Below are 21,315 nucleotides of genomic sequence, written 5' to 3'. Positions count from 1 at the left end.
AACACTCGTTTTCTAGGATCAGCATGAGTCGTCGCAGCGCTGCGACGAGGAAACTTGAGTTCAAGGGAGAAACGAGTGACCGAATCAGCATCTACGCATGAAAATCAGTGGGAGCCCGTCGATTACGTCGCATTTCAGGCCAGACCCGACTTCCGCGAGCTGAAGCATCGGTTCCGCAGCTTCGTCTTCCCGCTCGCGGTCGCCTTCATGCTCTGGTTCCTGCTGTACGTGGTGCTCGCCGCATTCGCGCACGATTTCATGGCGGCACCCCTGCTCGGGATGAACGTGGGGCTCTGGTTCGGGCTCGCACAATTCGTCACGACGTTCGCGATCACGATGGCGTACGTGCGGTTCGCGAACCGCAGGCTCGACCCGCGCACCACGGCGCTCCGGTCCGAACTCGAGGCGCTCGAGAGGCTCGAGGGGGACGCCCGATGATCGCGACGATCCTCCCCGCTCAGGCGACCGGCGCCGAGGAGAACCCGGTGCTCAACATCGCCATCTTCCTCGCCTTCGTCGCGGTGACGATGGTGATCGTCATCCGCGCGAGCCGCGACAACAAGAGCGCCGCCGACTTCTACGCGGGAGGGCGCTCGTTCTCGGGTCGCCAGAACGGTGTGGCCATCGCCGGCGACTACCTCTCCGCGGCGTCGTTCCTCGGCATCGTCGGAGCGATCGCGATCAACGGGTACGACGGATTTCTCTACTCGATCGGGTTCCTGGTCGCCTGGTTGGTCGCGTTGCTGCTCGTCGCGGAGCTCATGCGCAACACCGCGAAGTTCACGATGGCCGACGTGCTCTCGTTCAGGCTGCAGCAACGCCCCGTGCGCATGGCGGCGGCGCTGACCACGCTGGCCGTGTCGTTCTTCTACCTCCTCGCCCAGATGGCGGGAGCCGGCGGCCTCGTCTCGCTGCTCCTCGGAGTCAGCGACGCACTGGGCCAATCACTGGTGATCGCCGTCGTCGGCGTCGTCATGATCTGCTACGTGCTCATCGGGGGGATGAAGGGGACGACCTGGGTGCAGATCATCAAGGCAGTGCTGCTCATCGCCGGAGCGGCCGCTATGACGATCTGGGTCCTCGCGCTCAAGGGCTTCAACTTCGCCGCCGTGCTCGATGCGGCCGTGCAGCACCCCGAGAACGCGAACGGTGCCGCGATTCTCGCGCCCGGGCTGCAGTACGGCGCCAACCCGATCGACTTCGTCTCGCTCGCGCTCGCCCTGGTGCTCGGCACTGCTGGCCTCCCGCACGTCCTCATGCGCTTCTACACGGTGCCGACGGCCAAGGATGCGCGGAAATCAGTCGTCTGGGCGATCTGGCTGATCGGCATCTTCTACCTGTTCACGCTGGTGCTCGGCTACGGTGCGGCCGCGCTGGTCGGCCCCGAGACCATCGCCAATGCGCCCGGAGGCCAGAACTCCGCCGCACCGCTGCTCGCAGCAGAACTCGGCGGGCCCCTGCTGCTCGGGTTCATCTCGGCGGTGGCCTTCGCGACGATCCTCGCCGTGGTCGCCGGCCTCACGATCACCGCATCGGCTTCATTTGCGCACGACATCTACAACAGCGTGCTGAAGAAGGGTCGCGCGTCGGCGAAGCAGGAGGTGAAGGTCGCCCGCATCACGACGCTCGTGATCGGCGCTGCGGCGATCCTCGGCGGGATCGGGGTGCAGGGGCAGAACGTCGCCTTCCTCGTCGCGCTCGCGTTCGCGGTCGCAGCTTCCGCGAACCTGCCGACCATTCTGTACTCGCTCTTCTGGTCGAAGTTCACCACCCGCGGCGCCGTCTGGTCGATGGTCGGCGGCCTGCTCTCGGCGGTCGTGCTCATCGCGTTCTCTCCGGTCGTCTCGGGGTCGGAGACCGCCATGCTCGGGGCCGACGTGAACTTCGCGATCTTCCCGCTGCAGAACCCCGGCATCGTGTCGATTCCTCTCGGCTTCGTGCTCGGCTGGCTCGGCTCTGTGACGAGTTCGCGGAAGGAGTCGAAGAAGCTGGCTGCCGAGATGGAGGTGCGCGCGCTGACCGGATACGGCGCCGAGCCGCCCGTGCAGCACTGAGCGCCTCGCCAGGCGGCGGGCGAGCGGGTGCGAGCCGTGGAAGAATGGTGAACCATGGCCCAACCCGTGAACCCGCCGCGCGGCATGCGCGATTTCCTTCCCGCCGACAAGGCGCGTCGCGAGCACGCGCTCGGGATCATCAGGGGCGTCTACCGCTCCCACGGCTTCGACGAGATCGAGACGCCCGTGGTCGAGGACTACGCGCGGCTGCACGCCGGGCTCGGAGGCGACAACGAGAAGTTGAGCTTCTCGATCCTGAAGCGCGGCATCCGCCCTGAGGCGCTCGCCGCAGCCGCTGAGGCCGGCGACGCGGAGCAGCTCGCCGATCTCGGCCTGCGTTTCGATCTCACGGTGCCGCTCACCCGGTTCTTCGCAACGCACCGCGCCGAGCTGCCGCCCGTGTTCCGCTCCATCCAGATCGCTCCGGTCTGGCGGGCCGAACGCCCGCAGAAAGGGCGCTACCGTCAGTTCGTGCAGGCCGATATCGACATCATCGGCGAATCCGGGCTGCTCGCGGAGATCGAGCTCATCACGGCGACCTCGCAGGCGCTCGCAGCACTCGGCCTCGCCGACTGCGTCATCCGCGTGAACGACCGGCGGATCCTCTTCGGTCTGCTCGCGCACTGCGGCTTCGCTGCCGAGACGCACGACCGGGCGCTGATCACCATCGACAAGCTCGACAAGATCGGTGCGAGTGGCGTCGTCGAGGAACTGCGCGAGATCGATCCGGATGCGGCCGACCGCATCGGTGCGGTGCTCGCGGGCGTCGAGCCGGCACTGAACGCGGATGGAGCGGGCTTCGGCATCCCGCTCACGCGTGAAGCCATCGCAGGCGTGCTGCCCGATGGGGCTGCTGAGGACGGTGTCGCGAGCCTCGCCGCGCTGGGGGAGGCGCTCGAGGGCGGGCTGCCGGAGGGCGTCGCCGTGCGCTTCGACCCGACGCTCGTGCGAGGCATGGGGTACTACACGGGGACCATCTTCGAGGTGGCGCACCCCGGGTCGGGCAGCTCGGTCGGCGGCGGGGGACGGTACGACGGCATGGTCGGCCGTTTCCTGGGGCAGGACGTGCCGGCCGTCGGATTCTCCATCGGGTTCGAACGCGTCGTCGACCTGCTCGCACTGCCGGAGCCGACCGGACCCGACGCCGTGGCGCTCATCGCCGATGTCGACGTGGTCCCGGCGGATCTCCTGGCGTTGAAGCGCGCGCTCGTCGAGCGCGGGCACCGGGTGCGCCTCGAGAAGCGCCAGAAGAACATGAAGACGCTGCTCGCGCGGATCGCTGAAGACGGCTTCAGCCGCGTCGCCAACGTGCGGCCAGGGATGTCGGATCTCGGCGAACTGGAGTTCAGGCAGCTCGCCGACTGAGTCCGGACGGCGCCGAACTGCGGTGCTCGGTGAGAGATTCAGCGTCGGTGAGGTCGGATCGGGCCTGAACGTCTCACGGACGCCGCCTCTCGCACGCTCCCGGAGCCTGCATCCGGCTGACGCCTCGGCGGTGCTTCGCCTGCCGCCCCGCCGCGCCATGCAGCGCCCCGGCTCAGGCCCGCCTGCACGCTGACGGCCGTTTTGAGCCCCGGATCGCTAAGCCGCCGTGCCCTAGACTGGGGTGCGGCGGGCACGGCCCGCCGCACCCTTTGCTTGACCCGGCATCCGACCCCTTCAAGGAGCGCATAGTGGCATTTATCGACGCAGTGATCGCCCGAGAGATTCTCGATTCGCGTGGCAACCCGACCGTCGAGGTCGAGGTCGGCCTGACCGACGATTCTGTGGGCCGCGCCGCCGTTCCCTCGGGCGCTTCGACCGGAGCATTCGAAGCGTACGAGCTCCGCGACGGCGAAGATCGCTACCTCGGCAAGGGCGTCACCCGCGCCGTCGACGCCGTCTTCGACGAGCTCGCGCCCGCGATCGAGGGCCTCGCCGCCGACGATCAGCGCATCATCGACGCGACGCTGAAGGAGATCGACGGCACACCCAACAAGGAGCGCGTCGGGGCGAATGCCATCCTCGGCGTGAGTCTCGCCGTGGCGCACGCCGCCGCCTCCGCGGCTGAGCTGCCGCTCTACCGCTACCTGGGCGGCCCGAACGCGAGCACTCTCCCCGTGCCGCTCATGAACATCATCAACGGCGGCGCTCACGCCGACACGGGCGTCGATATCCAGGAATTCATGGCGGTGCCCCTCGGCGCCGAGACGTTCTCGGAGGGCCTCCGCTGGGGCGTCGAGGTCTACCACGCGCTGAAGGCGCTGCTCAAGGAGCAGGGCCTCGCAACCGCGCTCGGCGATGAGGGCGGATTCGCGCCCGACCTGCCGCACAACGCCGCCGCGCTCGACCTCATCGTCGAAGCCATCAAGCGCGCCGGGCTCGAACCGGGCCGTGACGTGGCGGTAGCGCTCGACGTGGCATCGACCGAGTTCTTCGAGAACGGCGTCTACACCTTCGAGGGGCAGCAGCGCAGCGCCGCTGAGATGTCGGCCTACTACGCCGACCTGCTCGAGCGGTACCCGCTCGTGTCGATCGAGGATCCGCTGGCCGAAGACGACTGGGAGGGGTGGAAGCACCTCACCGACGAACTCGGCGATCGCGTGCAGCTCGTGGGCGACGATCTCTTCGTCACGAACCCCGAGCGCCTCGCCGACGGGATCGCCCAGGGCGCGGCCAACTCGCTGCTCGTCAAGGTGAACCAGATCGGTACGCTCACCGAAACGCTCGACGCCGTGCAGCTCGCGCAGCGCTCCGGGTACACGGCGATCCTGTCGCACCGCTCGGGTGAGACCGAGGACGTGACGATCGCAGACCTCGCCGTCGCGACCGACTGCGGTCAGATCAAGACCGGTGCGCCGGCCCGCTCCGAGCGCGTGGCGAAGTACAACCAGCTGCTGCGCATCGAGGAAGAGCTCGGCGGTGCGGCGAAGTACGCGGGTCGCGGTGCCTTCCCGCGCTTCACCGCGTAACCCGACCACCACTGAAAGACGACGACACGGTGAAGCGCTGGATCGATGATGTCGGAACGTGGGCCTCGAGCCTGCGGTTCAGCGGCTTCACCGTGGTCGTCGTCGTGCTCGTGCTCGCCGGAATCGTCATCGTGAGCCCGAGCCTCTCCACGTTCGTTCAGCAGCGGCGCGAGATCGCCGAACTCCGCGAGAGCGTGCGGCAGAGCCAGGAGGCGGTCAACGAGATCGACGCCGAGCGCGCGAAGTGGAAAGACCCGGTCTACGTCCGATCTCAAGCGCGAGACCGCTTGTTCTACGTCATGCCGGGGGAGACCCAGCTGAACGTCATCGATGACATCGTGATGCCCATCGAGTCGGACGAAGAGCCGGATCCCGAGCTGTCCCGCATGCCGAGCAACTGGGCCCGGAGCCTGTCAGCATCGTTCTTGAGCGCTGGCACGACGGATGCTCCTCCAGTGGAAGCGCCCGCTGACGCCCAGAACGAACCCAAACCCGACGGCGCCGACTCGACGACTGAATCCGTCGATCCCGCATCGCCCGAATCCCCTGCCGAGGAGACACCGCAATGACCCGCCCGCCCTATCCTGAACCGACCGCAGCAGACATCGCCGCAGTCACCGAGCAACTCGGGCGCGAAGCGCGCGGAGTCGTGGGCATTGCGGCGCGCGCGTCGGACGGCAGCCCGGCGGTCGTCGCCACCGCGCCCCGGCTTCCCGACGGGTCTCCGTTCCCGACCTTCTACTACCTGTGCCACCCGGAAGCGGTCGCGGCCGCATCCCGCCTGGAAGCGGCGGGGGTGATGAACGAGTTCAACGAGCTGCTGGCCAGCGACGAGGCGGTGCGCGAGCAGTATCAGCGCGCGCACGAGCAGTTCATCGCGGATCGCGACAGCGTCGGAGAGGTACCGGAAGTCGCGGGCGTGAGCTCCGGCGGCATGCCGACACGGGTGAAGTGCCTGCACGCGCTCATGGGCCACGCCCTCGCTGCCGGGCCGGGGGTCAATCCCATCGGTGACCTCGCGCTCGAGCGCAGCGGATGGACAGGCTGACGAGCACATCGGCGTTCTCGGGAGCTGAGAAAACGCGGTAAGCTTTCGATGCGGGTGTTTCGCCCGCTATTTTCTGTGCCCGCGGTGCGGGTCCGACCCTGATTGCTGCAAGGAGATCGCTTCGTGGCGAAGAAGATTCTGATCGTTGGTGGCGGCTATGCCGGCTTCTACACCGCATGGAAGCTCGAGAAGCTGCTTCGTGCGGGCGAGGCCGAGGTCACGATCGTCGATCCGCTGCCGTACATGGCGTACCTGCCGTTCCTTCCCGAGGTCGCCTCGGGATCGATCGAGCCGCGTCACGCGGTCGTGGCGCGCCGTCGCCACCTGGAGAGCACCGCGAACATCGCCGGTAAGGTGACCGCGATCTCGCACGCGACGAAGAGCGTGACCATCACGCCGAACGTGGGCGTGCCGTTCGAGTTCGCCTACGACCACATCGTCGTAACGACCGGTTCGGTTTCGCGCACCTTCCCGATCGCCGGCATCGCCGACAACGCGATCGGCATGAAGACCATCGAAGAAGCGGTCGCCGTGCGCGATCGTCTCGTGGGCAACTTCGAGCGCGCCGCGACCCTGCCGAAGGGTTCCCCCGAGCGTGCTCGTCTGCTGACGGTCACCGTCGTCGGCGGCGGATTCGCGGGCATCGAGACGATCTCCGAGCTCCGTTCGTTCGCGACCGCATTGCTGCGCCGCTACCCCGAGATCTCGTTCGACGAGACGGTGTTCCACCTGGTCGAGGCCATGGGGCGGATCATGCCTGAGGTGTCGCAGGAGACCGCCGACTGGGTCGTCAAGGATCAGACGCGTCGCGGGGTGCAGATCCACCTCGATACGCAGCTCGCCTCAGCTCTGGACGGCAAGATCGAGCTGTCGACCGGTGAGAACTACGAGTCCGACCTCATCGTCTGGACCGCCGGCGTCATGCCTCGCCCGTTCCTGCGCGGAACGGATCTGCCGATCGGCCCCCGCGGGCACGTCATCGGCAGCCCCTCGCTGCGCATCACCACGGAAGACGGCGTCGCGCTCGAAGGCGCCTGGACCGCTGGCGACACGTCGCAGACCCCCGACATCTCAGCGACTCCCGGCCCCGGCGGCTTCTGCGTGCCCAACGCGCAGCACGCCGTTCGCCAGGGCAAGCTGCTCGCGAAGAACATCGTCGCCGACCTCCGTGGCGAGGGCATCGCAGAGTACAACCACAAGAACATGGGAGCCGTCGCCGGCCTCGGCGTCAACACCGGCGTGTTCCAGTCGGGCAAGTTCGCGATGAAGGGCTACTTCGCGTGGCTCGCTCACCGCTTCTACCACGGCCTCGCGATCCCCTCGTGGGAGCGCAAGTGGCGCGTGTTCGGCGGATGGGTCGGCCATTTCTTCCTCGGACGCGACACGGTCAACATCGAGGCCGTGCAGCAGCCGCGGGCGGTCTTCGAAGAGTTCGCCTCGCGACCCAAGGCCTGATCGAGCGCTCCACAAGGAGAACCCCTGCAGCACGCGCTGCGGGGGTTCTCGCGTTCCGAGGGCCAGGCGCTGTGCGCCCGCGCGGGACGGGAGTACCGGAGAACCGGAGAACCGGACGAACCGGACGAACCGCCAAAAAAGTGCGCTTACGAGGCGATAACTGCACTGAATGGGAGGTTCATCAAACCTCCGGGCCCCGTCGTGCCCGCGCCGGAGAGGACGAAAGCTCAGCTTTCGTCTTAACTCTCCGGGCCCTGTAGGGCCCGCGCCGGAGAAGACGAAAGCTCAGCTTTCGTCTTAATTCTCCGGTCCCTGTAGGGCCCGCGCCGGAGGCAGCGAAAGCGTCGCTTTCGCCTCAAGCCTCCGGGCCCTGTAGGGCCCGCGCCGGAGAAGACGAAAGCTCAGCTTTCGTCCTAATTCTCCGGGCCCTGTAGGGCCCGCGCCGGAGAAGACGAAAGCTCAGCTTTCGTCCTAATTCTCCGGCGCATGCTTCGCCAGGAACTGGTACATCTCCGTGTCGTCGACGCCCGGGAACGTTCCCGTCGGCAGCGGAGACAGCACGTGAGCGTGCATGCGGGCGCTCGGCCACGCCTTGCCCTCCCAGCGCGCCAACAGCTCGGGTTTCGGCGTGCGGCAGCACGCCGGATCCGGACACGTCGACACCTGGCGCTCCGTCGTATCCCGCCCACGGAACCACTTCGCATCATCGAAGGCGACTCCACACGCGATCGCGAACGGGCCCTGCTCGGCATCCCCGGTCTGCACGCTCGACCAGAACGTGCCGGCAGGCGTGTCGGTGTACTGGTAGAACTCGCTCGTACGGTTCGTGCGATTGAACGACGTGCGGCCACCCCACTTGTGACAGAGCACTTCGCCCTCGATCGACCCGGTGTCGTCCGCTGGGTACGGCAGACCATCGTTCTGGTAGCCCCGCACAATCGCCCCGGCTCCATCCGCACGATAGTGGTGCGCTCGCAGGCCGAGATGCTGCGTGGCAAGGTTGGTGAATCGGTGCGAAGCGGCCTCGTGCGTGACGCCGAATGCGTCTCTGAAATCTTCGATCGCAAGGTTGCGATTGCGCTTGGCCTGCTGCAGAAACTCCACTGCCCCGGCCTCGGGGATCAGGCAGGCCGCCGCGAAGTAGTTGATCTGGAGCCGTTGCTCGAGAAACTCCGCGTAGCTCGCCGGTTCGGAGTGGCCGAGCACGCGGTGCGCCATCGCCTGCAGTGCCAGCGACCTCAGGCCGTGACCGCCCGGAATCGAGGCCGGCGGCAGATAGATGCGCCCGTTCTCGAGGTCGGTGATGCTGCGAGTGTTCGAGGGCAGGTCATCGACGAAGATGAGGTCGAAGCCCAGCAGCTCGGCGAGCATGGCGACCTCGCGGTGCGTGACGGCGCCGAGCGAATGACCGATGCGTCGCATCAGATCGGACGCCACGAGCTCGATGTCCTGAATGTAATTGTCGCGCGCCTGCATCTGCATGCGGATCGCAGTGTTCGCGCGCCGGGCCTCCTCTGACGTGGTCGCAGCCGCTCGGGATCGCCGGGCCAGTTCGCGGTGCAGTCCGACAAGGGCCTCCAACGTGTCGTCCGGCAAGGCGCGGGGTGTGCGCACGTGGGGGAGCCCGAGGCGGGTATACGTGGGAGCGGCCTGCGCGCGTTCGAGCTCGACCTCCCACGTGCTGCGGCGATCCGGAGCCTCGCGTTTGAGGAGCTCTGCAACTTCGATGCCCAGTTCGCGGGAGACGCTCTGCAAGAGCCCGAGCCGGGGTTCCCGCCGGCCGTTCTCGATGAGGGAGAGCTGGCTCGCGACGACGCCCACGCGCTCACCGAGCTGCTCGAGAGTGAGGCCCGCCTGGGTGCGGAAGTGTCTGATCCGCTTTCCAAGAATCAGGCGATCGAGTTCGGCCTCGTCGAATCCGGCGGTCACTGGGACTGGCTCAGCGTTCATCTCTTGACTATACGTCAAAAATGGCCAAATTTTCCAGCTGAAAGAGTGAATGCGACGTGAACACCCCATTCACAATGGAGATGTCGCCGCTTCTTCACCCGGCGGCGGGAACTCCGAGGAGAACGACATGGCACTCACGCAGACCATTGAGACCGAGCTGACCTTCGCTGAGATCGTTCGCGACGGCGCGACCACGAGCAATGAAGAAGTGCTCGCATGGGTGACCGAGGTCGCTGAGCTCACGGAACCCGACGAGGTCGTCTGGTGCGATGGTTCGCAGGCCGAGTGGAACCGCATCACCACTGAAATGGTGGAAGCCGGAACGCTGATCCCGCTCAACAAGAATCTGCGGCCCGGGAGCTTCCTCGCCCGTTCGCACCCCGATGACGTCGCCCGTGTGGAAGACCGCACCTTCATCTGCTCCGTCGACGAAGCGGACGCCGGGCCGACGAACAACTGGATGGCTCCGGATGAGATGAAGGCCGAGCTCATGCCCCGCTTCAAGGGATCCATGCGGGGCCGTACCATGTACGTCGTTCCGTTCTCGATGGGTCCGGTGGGCGGCGCCATCACGCAGCTCGGCATCGAGATCACCGATTCGCCGTACGCGGTGCTAAACATGCGGATCATGACCCGCATGGGGCAGTCGGCTCTCGACGGCATTCTGCCCGGGAGCGAATGGGTGCGCACGGTGCACTCCGTTGGTGCTCCGCTCGAGCCCGGCCAGAGCGATGATGCTTGGCCCTGCAACGAGACCAAGTACATCACCCACTTCCCCGAGACCCTCGAGGTCTGGTCGTACGGGTCGGGATACGGCGGAAACGCCCTGCTCTCCAAGAAGTGCTTCGCCCTGCGCATCGCCAGCGTGATGGGTCGCAACGAGGGCTGGCTGGCCGAGCACATGCTCCTGCTGAAGCTCACGAACACCGAGAGCGGCAAGTCGTACCACCTCTCCGCAGCGTTCCCCTCGGCCTGCGGCAAGACGAACCTCGCGATGCTCCAGCCGACCATTCCGGGGTGGAAGGTCGAGACCATCGGCGACGACATCGCCTGGCTGCGCCCCGGCACCGACGGGCGCCTCTACGCCATCAACCCGGAAGCCGGCTTCTTCGGTGTCGCCCCGGGCACGGGGGAATCGACGAACCCGGTCGCGGTCGAGACCCTGTGGGGAAACACGATCTTCACGAACGTCGCGCTCACCGACGACGGCGACGTCTGGTGGGAGGGCAAGACGGACGAGGTTCCCGCTCACCTGATCGACTGGCAGGGCAACGAGTGGACCCCCGAGAGCGGTCGCGTTGCAGCGCACCCGAACTCGCGCTTCACCGTGCCGATCCAGCAGACCCCGACGCTGGCTCAGGAATGGTACGAGCAGAACGGCGTTCCTCTCGACGCGATCCTCTTCGGCGGGCGTCGCGCGACGAACGTGCCCCTCGTGGCTCGGTCGCTCTCCTGGGAGCACGGCGTCTTCGTCGGGGCCACGATCTCGTCCGAGAAGACCGCAGCCCAGGAGGGAACGGTCGGCGAACTGCGACGCGATCCCTTCGCGATGCTGCCGTTCTGCGGATACAACATGGCTGACTACTGGGGACACTGGCTCGACATGGGCCGCACCCTCGGTGACCAGGCGCCCAAGATCTTCCAGGTCAACTGGTTCCGCAAGGGCGCCGACGGTCGGTTCCTGTGGCCCGGCTTCGGAGAGAACTCGCGCGTGATCGACTGGATCATCCGCAGTGTCGAAGGCTCCGTCGAAGGGCGCGAGACCGCGGTCGGCACCATTCCCGCCGACGGTGAGCTCAACCTCGACGGCATCGAGGTGCCCGAGAACGATCTCGCCGAACTGTTCTCGATCGATCCGGCATCGTGGCTCGCGGAAGCCGATCTGACGGAGGAGTTCTTCGCTCGGTTCGGCGATCGTCTGCCGGCTGCGCTGAGCGGACAGCTCGAAGGTTTGCGCCAGCGCCTCGGCGCCGCGTGATCGCGCCGCGTCGGTGACCGCTGACGCCCCATAGACCGTAGGCCCCGCCGTTCTGCCCAATGGCGGGGCTTACTCTTTTCTGTTCGTGTTCGAGTTCGTGTTCGTGTGCTCGTCGCCCTGCGCGGCCATCGCTGCGCGTCAAGCGCTCAGTGACAGCCTGGCTCACCACACGCCCGCGATCTGGGAGAATTGAACGGCCCCCTATAGCCCAACTGGCAGAGGCAGCCGACTTAAAATCGGCACAGTCAGGGTTCGAATCCCTGTGGGGGGACTGTACATAATCGGCGTCATTTCAACGACTACCGCGGTTAATCAGCCTTTGGTCGCAACATTCCCGCAACAACTTGCGAACTAATGGCCTGATCTAGGTCTCCCGCAACGTCCTCAAGGTCACTGTCGAACAGATCCGCGTACACATCGAGCGTCATCGCCGCACTCGCGTGCCCCAGCATCCGCTGCAACGCTTTCACGTTCGCACCAGCAGACACGGCCAACGACGCTGCGGTGTGGCGGAGATCATGAATTGTCATCTTCTCGGCACCCGCTCGATTCAGCGCGTTCGCCCACCATGTAGATTTCTTCGAATCGAAGTACGTCTTGCGCTCGAAATTGCCATACAAATTCGGGAACACGAGCGCGTCTTTGGCCTTCCCCTCACAATGCGACTCAAGCAGCTCAGAGATCGTCGCGGGGACGTACACGTGCCTTGCCTCGTGTGTCTTCGGTGTTCCCTCGTGAATCGTCCCGCCTACTTCGACCGCGTTGCGCGTGATGCTGATGCGTCGACGGTTGAAGTCAAGATCAGAGACGCGGAGCCCAATGGCCTCTCCCCAGCGGAGACCGCAGTAACCCAGCACGAGCACGAGCACACGACGACGGCCAGCGTTGTTCGCCACCGCCCACAACTGAGAGTGGGTCAAGTATCGACGTTCTCTGCTCGACTGCTTGCGGGGAAGGTCAACGCCTCGAGCCGCGTTCGCGCTGACGCGCCGATCACGACCGGCGACATCGAGAATGCCAGCCAGAACGCCATGCGCGCGAATGACGACTGTCGGGCTCTTCTTGATGCCAGACACCCAGGCCTGCACATCTGAATGCCGAATGCTCGACACTGGGTAGTCGCCCCAGACGGGCTCGACGTATAAGCGCCACGCGGTTTCCAGCGGAGCATAGCTCGACGCCTTCAGACTCGACTCTTTGCCCGAAAGCCACTTCCGGCCAAGCTCGCCGATCGTTGCTTTGCCGTCTGCCGGCGCGATGTACTCCCCACGATGTTTCGATACCTCGACTTCAGCGAGACGCCGTTCTGCGTCACCCTTGCGCGTGAAGCCAGACTCCGAGGTTTGCTTGTGGTCAGGGCGTCGGTAAACGATGCGGTAAAGAGGCTTTGCTCGTCCCTTTACGTTGTAGGGATAGACGCTACCCATGGGGGTCACTCATCCGGTACCAGCGCTCATCCAGGTACTTCTGGAACACCGGACCGGGATCGAACCACGAGTCGTCGTACGAAACTTCCAGGGAGTCGAGCATCTTTTCGCTGGCATCCACATCCTTTTGCACCGACTCAAGCTGAGCGGAGAACTCGGCGATTAGCGCTTCAACCTCTTCGTCGGGAAGTCGTTTCTTTCCCCGATCCAGTTTGTCCATCCAAAGCTTGCCCGTCTCTCGCAGCGCCGAAATGTCGGCGATCAACTTCTTCGCCGACCGCTGACTGCGTTCGTAGCTGTCGCGCATGTTAATGGCTGTTCGGTATTCGTCAAAGTCAGAAGTAGATAGGTAGCTATTAATAATGTTGGTTCGCAGCGCCGCCCATTTGTATGCCTCCCATTGCGGCACCTCGAGATCAGGAACGATTTCATAAGGTTCGTCCTGCTCGTGCATGTCGAAGAGTAAATACATCGGATTGACCCCGAAGCAATGGGCCAATATGAACAACTCGGCTACGCCGATCGAGGCTTTGCGGCCACTCTCGATGTTTGCAATCACCTGCCTGGAAATGGGGTGTCCCAAAGCTTCCGTGGCGTTTGCAAGATCCTGCGCGGACATCCCTTCGTTCTCACGCAGTGCCCTGAGTCGCTGCGCAATGCGCAACGAGATCTTATTGCCCCACGAGCTGTCTTCGATTTGCTTGGCCATAGACACCACTCTACGCGCTGTTCCTTCAGGGAACAGTGTGCTACGGTTATATTGTTCCCTCAAGGAACAGGACGGAGGAGAAGATGTCTCAACGAACAGAGCTGATCGAATTGCAGGCTGCTGCCTACCTCAGCCCGAAAGAAGTCGCCGCGAAGATTCCTGGAATGACAACGGGAAATCTTGCGCAGCTTCGCTTCAAGGGCGAAGGCCCCAGGTACATGAAGCCGAGCGCCAAGGTCGTTATCTACGAATGGGCTGATGTCGTTGCGTGGCTCGAATCGAAGAAGCGCGACAGCACGGTGAAGGTGGCCTAGTGAATGATGCCCCTCACGGGCATCGCGATTTTACCCAGAACCTGGTGCAGCACCGGGAGGGTAGTGAGCAAGAAGCAGAACTTGTCGACCGTCTTCGACGACGACACGTCGCCGAGAAAGGTCAGCTTCCCTCGACTCAGACTTATCGCGACCCCACACAAGAAGAAGTCCTCCGTCGCATGATGCGAGGAATTAAGAAGCTAAAGATCGTCAGCACCGATGAAGACAACGTCAACACGACAGTGTTCTTCACCGCAGACGCTGCTTCAGAACTGATCAACCACCTCGCAAGAAGCGGCGTGATCAGGCCCACGAAGAGTCGTCAGGGATGGCGAGTGTTCACACAAGAAGAAAAGAACCCCACTGCGTATGTCGCCAAACAGTCGCGCAGTGAGGGTTCCTGAATCCCTTGGAAGGGGAATCGTTGTGTCTATTTTGTCAGCAATACCAGCAGTATACAACTCCGGAACCTGCGCGATCGCAGGCTGTCAGCTCGATAAGCATGACGAGGCAGCGCCAACGCTTCACCAGGGGGTCACGAAGTACACCGACACCTGGTCCGTGACCGCAATGCTCGACGAGGCGGACGGTCGATGGGAGATCGACACCGTCTCAACTCACCGCCGTGACCTCACCCTTGATGAGGCGCGAGCGTTCGCGGAGGCCATCATCATGGTCACCTCCTGGTGCGAGATCGTCAGCTCGAAGGCGGTCGCGGCATGACTAACGCGATCGATCTCGCTGTGAAGCTGAGCTCGGAACACCTCGTACAGGGGCTTCAGGAAGCAATCAAAGCGTGGGGACACGAGCTTGGAACGCTTGCCGTGATGAGCAACATGAACGTCGACACCTTGCGACGGAAATTGGCCGGCAACAGCGCATTCACGATCGACGAGCTCTCGATGATCTGCGACGTGCTTGAGGTGCAGGTTTTCGAACTGTGCGGTGGAGTCGACGCAGCCACGGCGGTTTGCGACACTACGGAGCGTGCGCCGCAACGTTGCCCGGCCTACGACTGGTGCACGGTAGACGACGGTCCAAGCCATGTCGAGGACGGGTTTCATCAGGAGGAAGGCGTGGCAGGTAGCGCGCCGGGTCGTCTTCGGACTGACCACGTGATCTTCGATGGCAAAGTACTTCTCGATATCACCGAATCGTTCTCCTGGCAGGTAGAAGCTGAGGAATCGCGTGAGTTCTTCCGAACCCTTCGCGCTGCGATCGACACCGCCGAAGCAAAGTTCGAAGCCTTCAAGTCTCGTGTAGCGGGGGAGGTCACCGATCATGCCTGACCTGAACCACTACATCCGGAAGACGGACATCTTGCGCGGCGTCGTCGACGGTTCCCCGGCGAAGGCGCTCTGCGGAGAGATGGTGGTACCTGATCACCAGGGGGCGCAGGCGATCCCGGGCCACGAGGTCGCACATCGCGAGCTCAAGACGTGCCCCGTCTGCGAGAACATCTTCGACTCGCTTCGGAGAGACAAGTCCGAGCAGATCCCAGAACCCGTGCGGGAACGAGAGGAGGCATTCGCATGACGATCACGACATTTAGCACGAATCTCCGCGAGCAGCGCGAGATTGCCGACCTTGATATTCAGGAGGTGGCAGAGCTCACCGGACTCCCGGCCGCATTCATTGAGTTGCTCGAATCCGGGAAACACAGCGCCCCGAGCTACATGTACCGCGTGAGTAAAGCGATCGCTGAACACCGGGGGTCGCATGCCCCGACTGAAAATTAGCGAAGTCGCCGAGAAGCACCTAACTCGATGGCTGGAAGGGCTCGTGTCTGGAGAGATCCAAGCAGGGGCCCTTCCGCCATCTGTAGTCGACTTCTACTACTTCGGCTACTTCGAGGGGCGCGAGTCTCGGCAGCACGAGATCGACGAAATAAGACAGACGTCCCATCAAGGCGAAATCGACCGCCTGACGCGCCTTGTGGACGTGTACTGGGCAGAAGCTCACCTCACGAAGGACCAACGGCGAGAGCGCATTCTGAAGCGCCTCGACGCGGGTCTACAGCAAGCCGATGCGGCGACGTGGGACCGGATCGAAGCAGAGCTCTACGCAGCCCTCTCCGATCGACAACTGAATACCAAGCACTTACTCGTGGCCGACAATACGTCGGCGTCTGGAGGAACATCACGTGACAGCAATGTTGAAAGCGGTGGAGAGCGAGCCGCATGAACGAACCGATCCGAACCTAATCAGTGTCGAGGAAGCGGAGAAGAAGTCCGCGGCGGCGATCCTCGTGGACCTCGCTATGGAACGGTACGACTTTGCAAGCACTCCTGAAGGAGAAGCGTTCGCTATTCCAAGACCAGGCGGGCATGTGGTTCGGATGCTGCGAGGAGGCCGAGCTTCACTGCGTGCTGAACTCAGCTCCACCTACCGGAAGAAGACGGGAAGGATCGCCCCGCAACAAGCTCTCGCGGACGCCATGCTCGTACTCGAGGGCGAAGCTCAAGAGAGTGACCCGCAAGAGGTACATCTGCGGGTTGCTGAAAGCAAGGGTGTTATCTGGATCGATCTGGGAACGGTGGCCGAAGAGGCCATCCGGATCGACGCGACGGGGTGGGCGATTGTCGGCCGTGACGTACCCGTCCTGTTCCGGCGAACCGCACTCACTGGCCCGATGCCGACACCTGAGCGTGGCGGGAGCTTGGACGATCTCTGGTCAGTCTTGAACGTTGCCGCCGTTGATCGGCCGCTGGTGTTGGCATGGCTTGTTGCCGCTCTGGGTGCCCCTGCTATCCCGCACCCGGTCATGGCGCTTTTCGGTGAGCAGGGAACGGGTAAGTCGTCTGCGTCGAAAGCTCTTGTGACGCTTGCCGACCCATCACCAGTGCCGCTTCGCAAACCGCCTCGTGATGCAGACGGATGGGTTACAGCAGCGTCGGGATCGTGGGTCGTAGGGCTCGACAATTTGAGCACTGTACCTGACTGGCTTAGCGACACACTTTGCCGAGCTGTGACGGGTGACGGAGATGTTCGCCGTCAGTTGTACACCGACTCCGGCTTGAGCGTCTTCTCGTTCCGACGAGCGATTCTGCTGAATGGTATCGACCTCGCAGGAATGCGCGGCGACCTTGCTGAGCGCCTCGTCACCGTGTCTCTCGCGACGATTCCCGAGCATCAGCGAATCAGTGAGCGGGAACTATCCGAGCGCTGGGAGCGGGTGTATCCGCGGCTCGTCGGTGTCCTTCTGGATCAGGTGGCGGGTATGGCGGGGCAGCTTTCATATGTCCGTCTTGACAGTGCACCTCGCATGGCTGACTTCGCGCACATTCTCGCTGCTCTGGACAAGCTCAACGCGACCGATGGCCTGAGCCGCTACATGTCGCAGGCCGCGACCCTAGCTGGTGATTCGCTTGCGAGTGATCCGTTCATCGTGGCGCTCATGAGCAGCGTGAACGAGTTCGAGGGAAGCGCCGCCGAACTTCTCGACACCGTGCTCAGTGACATGCAGGACGGATGGCGCCCACCCCGGGACTGGCCCAAGAACGCTCGAGCAATCACCGGGATTCTGAAGCGCAACGCTCCAGCTCTCCGCAAGTCGGGGTGGGTAGCCGAAGACCTCGGCTCAGCGAACAAGGAAAAGGTGACGATCTGGAAGCTTGCTCGTCCTGAGATTGCCCGCAACGACACCCCGCCATACCCGCCTAACCCGCCAAAGCCCCAATACGGCGGGGAAGCGGGGAACGCGTGGAACAAAAACGGGCAACCTCAGGACGAAAGCGATCTGTTCGTCGGCTGGGACGACCCCGGTTACTGCGAACACGGAACCACTATCGGATCCCGCTGCTCAAGCTGCGGCGGCACAGCTCGAGAGGGGAGCTAGTCGATGAAGTTCGCGCCAGTAACCACAAGAGCATCCCAGTGGGTTAGCGGAGAGCAAGAACCGGTGCCCATCGTCCGCATCAGCGCAGGCAAGAGCAGCCTCGCGATCGCCTACAGCGACCTTCCACGACTCATCTCGGAACTCGCACAACTCGCATACGACCATCCAGCCACAGAGGAGGCGACCGGTGAATGACCCGGAACACATCGTGCAGATCATCCCAGGAGGCGCATGGAACGTCTTCTACTCGAACAAGGAAGGTGGCACTTTCTCAAGCCCAGTAGTCGCATGGGCGCTGCTCGCGAACGGGGACGTGCGAGCAATGGACGTGGATAGGAACGGACTCGTCGACTTCGCCACCAGCATCAATAACTTCCACCGGATTGAAGCGGCTGAGAAGGACGGAACGCGCGCATGACCAACAGATTCGGCAAGCCCTCCGTGCGCCACGTCGAATGGGTCGAAGACGACGGTACAACGCCCATGATCCGGCTCTACAGCGGCCCCGTGTTCCTGCTGCTCCACTACCGCGACGCTCGAAACATCGTCGACCAGGTCCACGACCTCTGCGACGCATACGAGGCGCAACAACGCGACAAGACCTGACGCCACCTAGCGTCACAACCCAAGCCCCAGGCAAACACTGCCGGGGCTTTTCTCATCCCAGAAAGGGGAAACGCATGACCACGACGACCACACCCGAACAGGCCCTCGCAGACCTCCGAAAGCGCATCGCAGACGGCGACGCCACCGTTACCGCGGCAGAGTTGCAACAGGCTGAGAGTGCGGTACAGATCGCAGAACTCCAGACCGAAGGACGCGAACGTAGAGAGGCCGAAGCAGAGCACCAAGCCAAGCTCGACGAGCTCACAGAGATCCGCAAAGCCGTTGAGAACGACCTGCCGAACATCTCCGACGATCTCAGCAAGAAGCTTCTGAAGATCGACAGCCTCATCGCGGAAGCCGTGAAGCTCGCCAACGGGCACGACACCCGCGTCGCGGCCTACAGCACCCGCATCCGCGACCTCGCAAAACAGGGAGCCACAATCGAAGGACTCGACGCGAACGTGAGCGGCATCATCGCCGGAGACCGCATCGTCGGCCTGGTCGACTTGAACGCGCACATTACACGGGCAGCCAAACGACGCAGCGACTACCCCAGCAAGGAGCTGACCCTAGCTGATGGCTACAAGCCCTCCGACCGGAAGCACGTCGACAACAGCGTCACCGTCACCTTCCTCAAGGACGTAGGCGGACATCGCAAAGACGACACCGCGCGCCTCACCCCATCACAAGCCGAACGCATGATCGATGGTGGGTACGCCATCCAGGCGTGACCTGACAGTGGAGGGGTGGGTCACCGCTCACCCCTCCACCCCTTGCTTAGCGGCGTCCGAGCAAGGAACGACGACGCACCGGTAGCACGTCCGGTCGTGCGGTCTTGGCTCTGAGCCTCGCATCTTTCGCGGCTTTGTCTGTCTTAATCGCGAGGTATATGACCTGGAAAACAGCAAGAGCACCGAGCAGAATTCCTAGAATTCCCGTCAACATCGCGCCAAGGATAATCATGTCGTTCCCGGTCCATCTATCCCATCCAATATCTACAAACCACTGGGTTGCGGTGGGTGTCGACACGCTTAGAACTATCGACACGAGACTCAGGACGCCACTCAGTGTCGCTGGCAGCACATAGCTACCGTACTTCTGCACTGCATAGATTCTGGCCGCGTGCTCGAGAGCGACATCGCTCAGGAGAACTTGCACAGGATCGTTCGCGCCCAGCTCTTTCCCCATTTCTAGAGCATCCTTCAGGCGACGAGCCCGAGCACGTGAGGTAAGCAGGTTTGCAACGAGCGCGGTGACAGCGGTGACAGCGGTAAGAAGCGCGGCAAGTCCGGCGAAGTCCATGTGAGGAACTTACTTAGAAATCGCTCCAGATGGCAATAGCGCTTCTCACCAGTAACTACGGTGCCAAGGTGGAGGCGGGACAACTAGGACTGGCTTTCTCCCATCCAGCCATTCCGCCTCGCTTGATCTTCGATGCGGCCGGCGTCCCACTCGAGCTTCGCCGCACCATCGGCCATCTTCTTAATGTCCGAGAGCGAAGTATCCCCACGCAACCAGATCACGACGAGATTCATCGTGAAGTTCACCCAACTTCGGAACGGGTGCATGATCTGCTCCACAGCAGCATCCATATCGTCGGGATGAAGATTCTCATGTGCACTGCCATACTGCTCCATTGCCCAGGCCGCTTGCTTCAGTCCACGGTGTACCTCATCAGCGAACCAGACAGCGAAGTCCTGAGCCTCCGACGCCGGCACTGCCTGCGCCACCTTCGCCTGACCACGCAGAAGACGCATCTGCGGTTGCCACTCCTCCCACCCTGGATGAGCAGAGATGAACCATGCGAGCGTGCCAACGATCTTCTCGAACGTCGCCTCCGTCTTCAGGCGCACACGTTCCTTCTCGACACGCGCACGTTCCTGCTCACGCTCAAGCTCAGCTCGCGCACGCTCATCATCACGATCACGAGCCGCGGACTTCCGCTCAAGACGCGCGAGTACAATCGCCACAAGAGACGACACGAGCACCGCTGACGCTGGCACAACGACATCAGCAACAAGAGGCCACACGCTCGGGTCACACATGCCCCAACCATACTCAGCCCAAGGCACCCTCCCGACCTGGTACAAACCCTGGTACAAATAGGGGGTGGGGGTGCCTCCCCACGGCGATCCAGCTCAAACCGCCGGATAGCAACTCTTGTCGAGCGAGCGCTTCTTTGGTGTTTTTCAACAACCAGGAGCGTCTTTCTTGCGCTCTTCTTGTCTGCCTTCTACAAGGGCGTGGATGTTGCAGGCCAGCGCCGCCTCTTATGCGTCTAACTTCCGCGTAATCATGCGGAGAAAGTGTTGCAGGTGGTAGAATTGGGGTATGGAACGGCGCATGTGTGAGGGGTGTGGGGCACCCATCAATTTGCAGCGCTCGCACTCTCGGACGTGCTCGAATCGGTGCCGATCGAGGGTTCATAGGGCGCAGAAACGTGCTCAAATGGCATTGAAACAGGCCGTTTCGGCTATCAAATCGAGTGGTTTCCCGGTCGAACTGACAAGTGGAACTCGGTTCGTGCGGTGGAAGTTCGTGCGACGGACGAGCGGCAACGGAAACGTTCGCATGACGAAAGTGCCGCTGACGGCTGATGGCCGGTATGCGTCGTCCACTGATCCGTCGACGTGGAACACCCTCGAAGAGGTCACCGCTTCGAAGCATGGTGCAGGTATCGGTTTCGTTCTGGGAGACGGTATCGGCTGCGTCGACCTCGATGACGCAATCGTAGACGGTGCCGTGTTGCCGTGGGCACAGGAGATCATCGACGCGAACCGGGGAACGTTCGTCGAGGTGTCCCAGTCGGGCAACGGTGTACACATCTGGGGTTACCTGGATGAGCAGCCGGGGCGTGTGATCCGTGACGGTCGCAGTATCGAGGTTTACTCGGCTGGCCGGTATATCGCTCTGGGTACTCCGATGCCTGACGCCTCGCCTGTTCTGCGGCCGCTCGTCGTTCCGCGCTGACCTAAATATCTAGCG

26 protein-coding genes and 1 tRNA gene are annotated in these 21,315 nt (G+C 63.3%); 22 read left to right on the top strand and 5 right to left on the bottom strand.

All coding sequences use genetic code 11. The features are described 5' to 3' along the window. Positions 1-75: 75 nt before the first annotated feature. The 7 genes from JE033_RS04100 (at position 76) to JE033_RS04070 (ending at position 7,508) form a co-directional block, all read left to right on the top strand. A complete protein-coding gene (locus tag JE033_RS04100) occupies positions 76-438 on the top strand; it encodes a DUF485 domain-containing protein (protein ID WP_200329646.1) in 363 nt (120 codons plus the stop codon). Further along, complete coding sequence (locus JE033_RS04095) at positions 435-2,054, top strand: cation acetate symporter (RefSeq protein WP_200329644.1); 1,620 nt, start codon at positions 435-437, stop codon at positions 2,052-2,054. Before JE033_RS04100 ends, JE033_RS04095 begins: the two co-directional genes overlap by 4 nt. A gap of 54 nt (positions 2,055-2,108) precedes the next feature. Then, positions 2,109-3,419: a histidine--tRNA ligase gene (gene hisS / locus JE033_RS04090; protein WP_090147644.1), complete on the top strand. Its 1,311-nt coding sequence runs from the start codon at positions 2,109-2,111 to the stop codon at positions 3,417-3,419. 308 nt (positions 3,420-3,727) lie between these two features. Then, complete coding sequence (gene eno / locus JE033_RS04085) at positions 3,728-5,005, top strand: phosphopyruvate hydratase (protein ID WP_090147645.1); 1,278 nt, start codon at positions 3,728-3,730, stop codon at positions 5,003-5,005. A 29-nt stretch (positions 5,006-5,034) separates the two neighbouring features. Further along, a complete protein-coding gene (locus JE033_RS04080) occupies positions 5,035-5,574 on the top strand; it encodes a septum formation initiator family protein (RefSeq protein WP_200329642.1) in 540 nt (179 codons plus the stop codon). Then, complete coding sequence (locus JE033_RS04075) at positions 5,571-6,053, top strand: DUF501 domain-containing protein (RefSeq protein ID WP_200329640.1); 483 nt, start codon at positions 5,571-5,573, stop codon at positions 6,051-6,053. Before JE033_RS04080 ends, JE033_RS04075 begins: the two co-directional genes overlap by 4 nt. 123 nt (positions 6,054-6,176) lie before the next feature. Next, positions 6,177-7,508: an FAD-dependent oxidoreductase gene (locus JE033_RS04070; protein WP_200329638.1), complete on the top strand. Its 1,332-nt coding sequence runs from the start codon at positions 6,177-6,179 to the stop codon at positions 7,506-7,508. Positions 7,509-7,979: 471 nt separating this feature from the next. Here the strand turns inward: JE033_RS04070 and JE033_RS04065 are convergent, their stop codons facing one another. Next, entirely contained in the window at positions 7,980-9,458 is a 1,479-nt protein-coding gene (locus JE033_RS04065; protein ID WP_200329636.1) for a helix-turn-helix domain-containing protein, read from the bottom strand. A 127-nt stretch (positions 9,459-9,585) separates the two neighbouring features. Here JE033_RS04065 and JE033_RS04060 point away from each other — a divergent pair, with 127 nt between their 5' ends. Beyond that, positions 9,586-11,436 carry a phosphoenolpyruvate carboxykinase (GTP) gene (locus tag JE033_RS04060; RefSeq protein ID WP_200329634.1) on the top strand — a complete coding sequence of 617 codons (1,851 nt, stop codon included), beginning with the start codon at positions 9,586-9,588 and terminating at the stop codon, positions 11,434-11,436. Between the two features lie 197 nt (positions 11,437-11,633). After that, positions 11,634-11,707, top strand: a tRNA-Leu gene (locus JE033_RS04055). A gap of 37 nt (positions 11,708-11,744) precedes the next feature. On the opposite strand, the gene JE033_RS04050 is transcribed toward JE033_RS04055, so the two are convergent. Then, the gene (locus tag JE033_RS04050; RefSeq protein ID WP_200329632.1) at positions 11,745-12,863 is read right to left on the bottom strand and encodes a site-specific integrase; all 1,119 of its coding nucleotides are present in this window, start codon (positions 12,861-12,863) and stop codon (positions 11,745-11,747) included. Further along, positions 12,856-13,572, bottom strand: a complete 717-nt coding sequence (locus JE033_RS04045) for a helix-turn-helix domain-containing protein (RefSeq protein WP_200329630.1) — start codon at positions 13,570-13,572, stop codon at positions 12,856-12,858. Before JE033_RS04045 ends, JE033_RS04050 begins: the two co-directional genes overlap by 8 nt. A gap of 83 nt (positions 13,573-13,655) precedes the next feature. On the opposite strand from JE033_RS04045, the gene JE033_RS04040 reads away from it, so the two are divergent. The 12 genes from JE033_RS04040 (at position 13,656) to JE033_RS03990 (ending at position 19,061) form a co-directional block, all read left to right on the top strand. After that, positions 13,656-13,886: an AlpA family transcriptional regulator gene (locus JE033_RS04040; protein WP_200329628.1), complete on the top strand. Its 231-nt coding sequence runs from the start codon at positions 13,656-13,658 to the stop codon at positions 13,884-13,886. After that, the gene (locus JE033_RS04035) at positions 13,886-14,290 is read left to right on the top strand and encodes a hypothetical protein (protein WP_200329627.1); all 405 of its coding nucleotides are present in this window, start codon (positions 13,886-13,888) and stop codon (positions 14,288-14,290) included. The genes JE033_RS04040 and JE033_RS04035 overlap by 1 nt, the downstream gene beginning before the upstream one ends. Before the next feature lie 157 nt (positions 14,291-14,447). Continuing rightward, a complete protein-coding gene (locus JE033_RS04030) occupies positions 14,448-14,609 on the top strand; it encodes a hypothetical protein (RefSeq protein ID WP_200329625.1) in 162 nt (53 codons plus the stop codon). Continuing rightward, entirely contained in the window at positions 14,606-15,175 is a 570-nt protein-coding gene (locus tag JE033_RS04025) for a hypothetical protein (RefSeq protein ID WP_200329623.1), read from the top strand. Before JE033_RS04030 ends, JE033_RS04025 begins: the two co-directional genes overlap by 4 nt. Continuing rightward, positions 15,168-15,422 (top strand): DUF3039 domain-containing protein, encoded by a 255-nt coding sequence (locus JE033_RS04020; protein ID WP_200329621.1) that lies wholly within the window; start codon positions 15,168-15,170, stop codon positions 15,420-15,422. Before JE033_RS04025 ends, JE033_RS04020 begins: the two co-directional genes overlap by 8 nt. Then, complete coding sequence (locus JE033_RS04015) at positions 15,419-15,625, top strand: RodZ family helix-turn-helix domain-containing protein (protein WP_200329619.1); 207 nt, start codon at positions 15,419-15,421, stop codon at positions 15,623-15,625. The genes JE033_RS04020 and JE033_RS04015 overlap by 4 nt, the downstream gene beginning before the upstream one ends. A 43-nt stretch (positions 15,626-15,668) precedes the next feature. Further along, entirely contained in the window at positions 15,669-16,070 is a 402-nt protein-coding gene (locus tag JE033_RS04010; RefSeq protein WP_200329617.1) for a hypothetical protein, read from the top strand. After that, a complete protein-coding gene (locus tag JE033_RS04005; protein WP_200329615.1) occupies positions 16,030-17,724 on the top strand; it encodes a hypothetical protein in 1,695 nt (564 codons plus the stop codon). The genes JE033_RS04010 and JE033_RS04005 overlap by 41 nt, the downstream gene beginning before the upstream one ends. Before the next feature lie 63 nt (positions 17,725-17,787). Next, positions 17,788-17,919 carry a hypothetical protein gene (locus JE033_RS14755; protein ID WP_255536963.1) on the top strand — a complete coding sequence of 44 codons (132 nt, stop codon included), beginning with the start codon at positions 17,788-17,790 and terminating at the stop codon, positions 17,917-17,919. Further along, the gene (locus JE033_RS04000; protein ID WP_200329613.1) at positions 17,912-18,142 is read left to right on the top strand and encodes a hypothetical protein; all 231 of its coding nucleotides are present in this window, start codon (positions 17,912-17,914) and stop codon (positions 18,140-18,142) included. The genes JE033_RS14755 and JE033_RS04000 overlap by 8 nt, the downstream gene beginning before the upstream one ends. Continuing rightward, the gene (locus JE033_RS03995) at positions 18,139-18,330 is read left to right on the top strand and encodes a hypothetical protein (RefSeq protein WP_200329611.1); all 192 of its coding nucleotides are present in this window, start codon (positions 18,139-18,141) and stop codon (positions 18,328-18,330) included. Before JE033_RS04000 ends, JE033_RS03995 begins: the two co-directional genes overlap by 4 nt. 74 nt (positions 18,331-18,404) lie before the next feature. Further along, on the top strand, positions 18,405-19,061 hold the full coding sequence (locus JE033_RS03990) for a hypothetical protein (protein ID WP_200329609.1): 657 nt from the start codon (positions 18,405-18,407) through the stop codon (positions 19,059-19,061). Between the two features lie 46 nt (positions 19,062-19,107). On the opposite strand, the gene JE033_RS03985 is transcribed toward JE033_RS03990, so the two are convergent. Next, positions 19,108-19,632 carry a hypothetical protein gene (locus JE033_RS03985; RefSeq protein WP_200329607.1) on the bottom strand — a complete coding sequence of 175 codons (525 nt, stop codon included), beginning with the start codon at positions 19,630-19,632 and terminating at the stop codon, positions 19,108-19,110. A gap of 83 nt (positions 19,633-19,715) precedes the next feature. Beyond that, positions 19,716-20,375: a hypothetical protein gene (locus JE033_RS03980; protein WP_200329605.1), complete on the bottom strand. Its 660-nt coding sequence runs from the start codon at positions 20,373-20,375 to the stop codon at positions 19,716-19,718. 403 nt (positions 20,376-20,778) lie between these two features. On the opposite strand from JE033_RS03980, the gene JE033_RS03975 reads away from it, so the two are divergent. After that, positions 20,779-21,300, top strand: coding sequence for a hypothetical protein (locus JE033_RS03975; RefSeq protein WP_200329603.1), 522 nt, complete (start codon positions 20,779-20,781; stop codon positions 21,298-21,300). Positions 21,301-21,315: the final 15 nt, after the last annotated feature.

This window comes from Leucobacter sp. L43 (assembly GCF_016597785.1).
GTDB classification, from domain to species: Bacteria; Actinomycetota; Actinomycetes; order Actinomycetales; family Microbacteriaceae; genus Leucobacter; species Leucobacter alluvii.
This window is presented reverse-complemented; position numbering and strand designations above follow the sequence as displayed.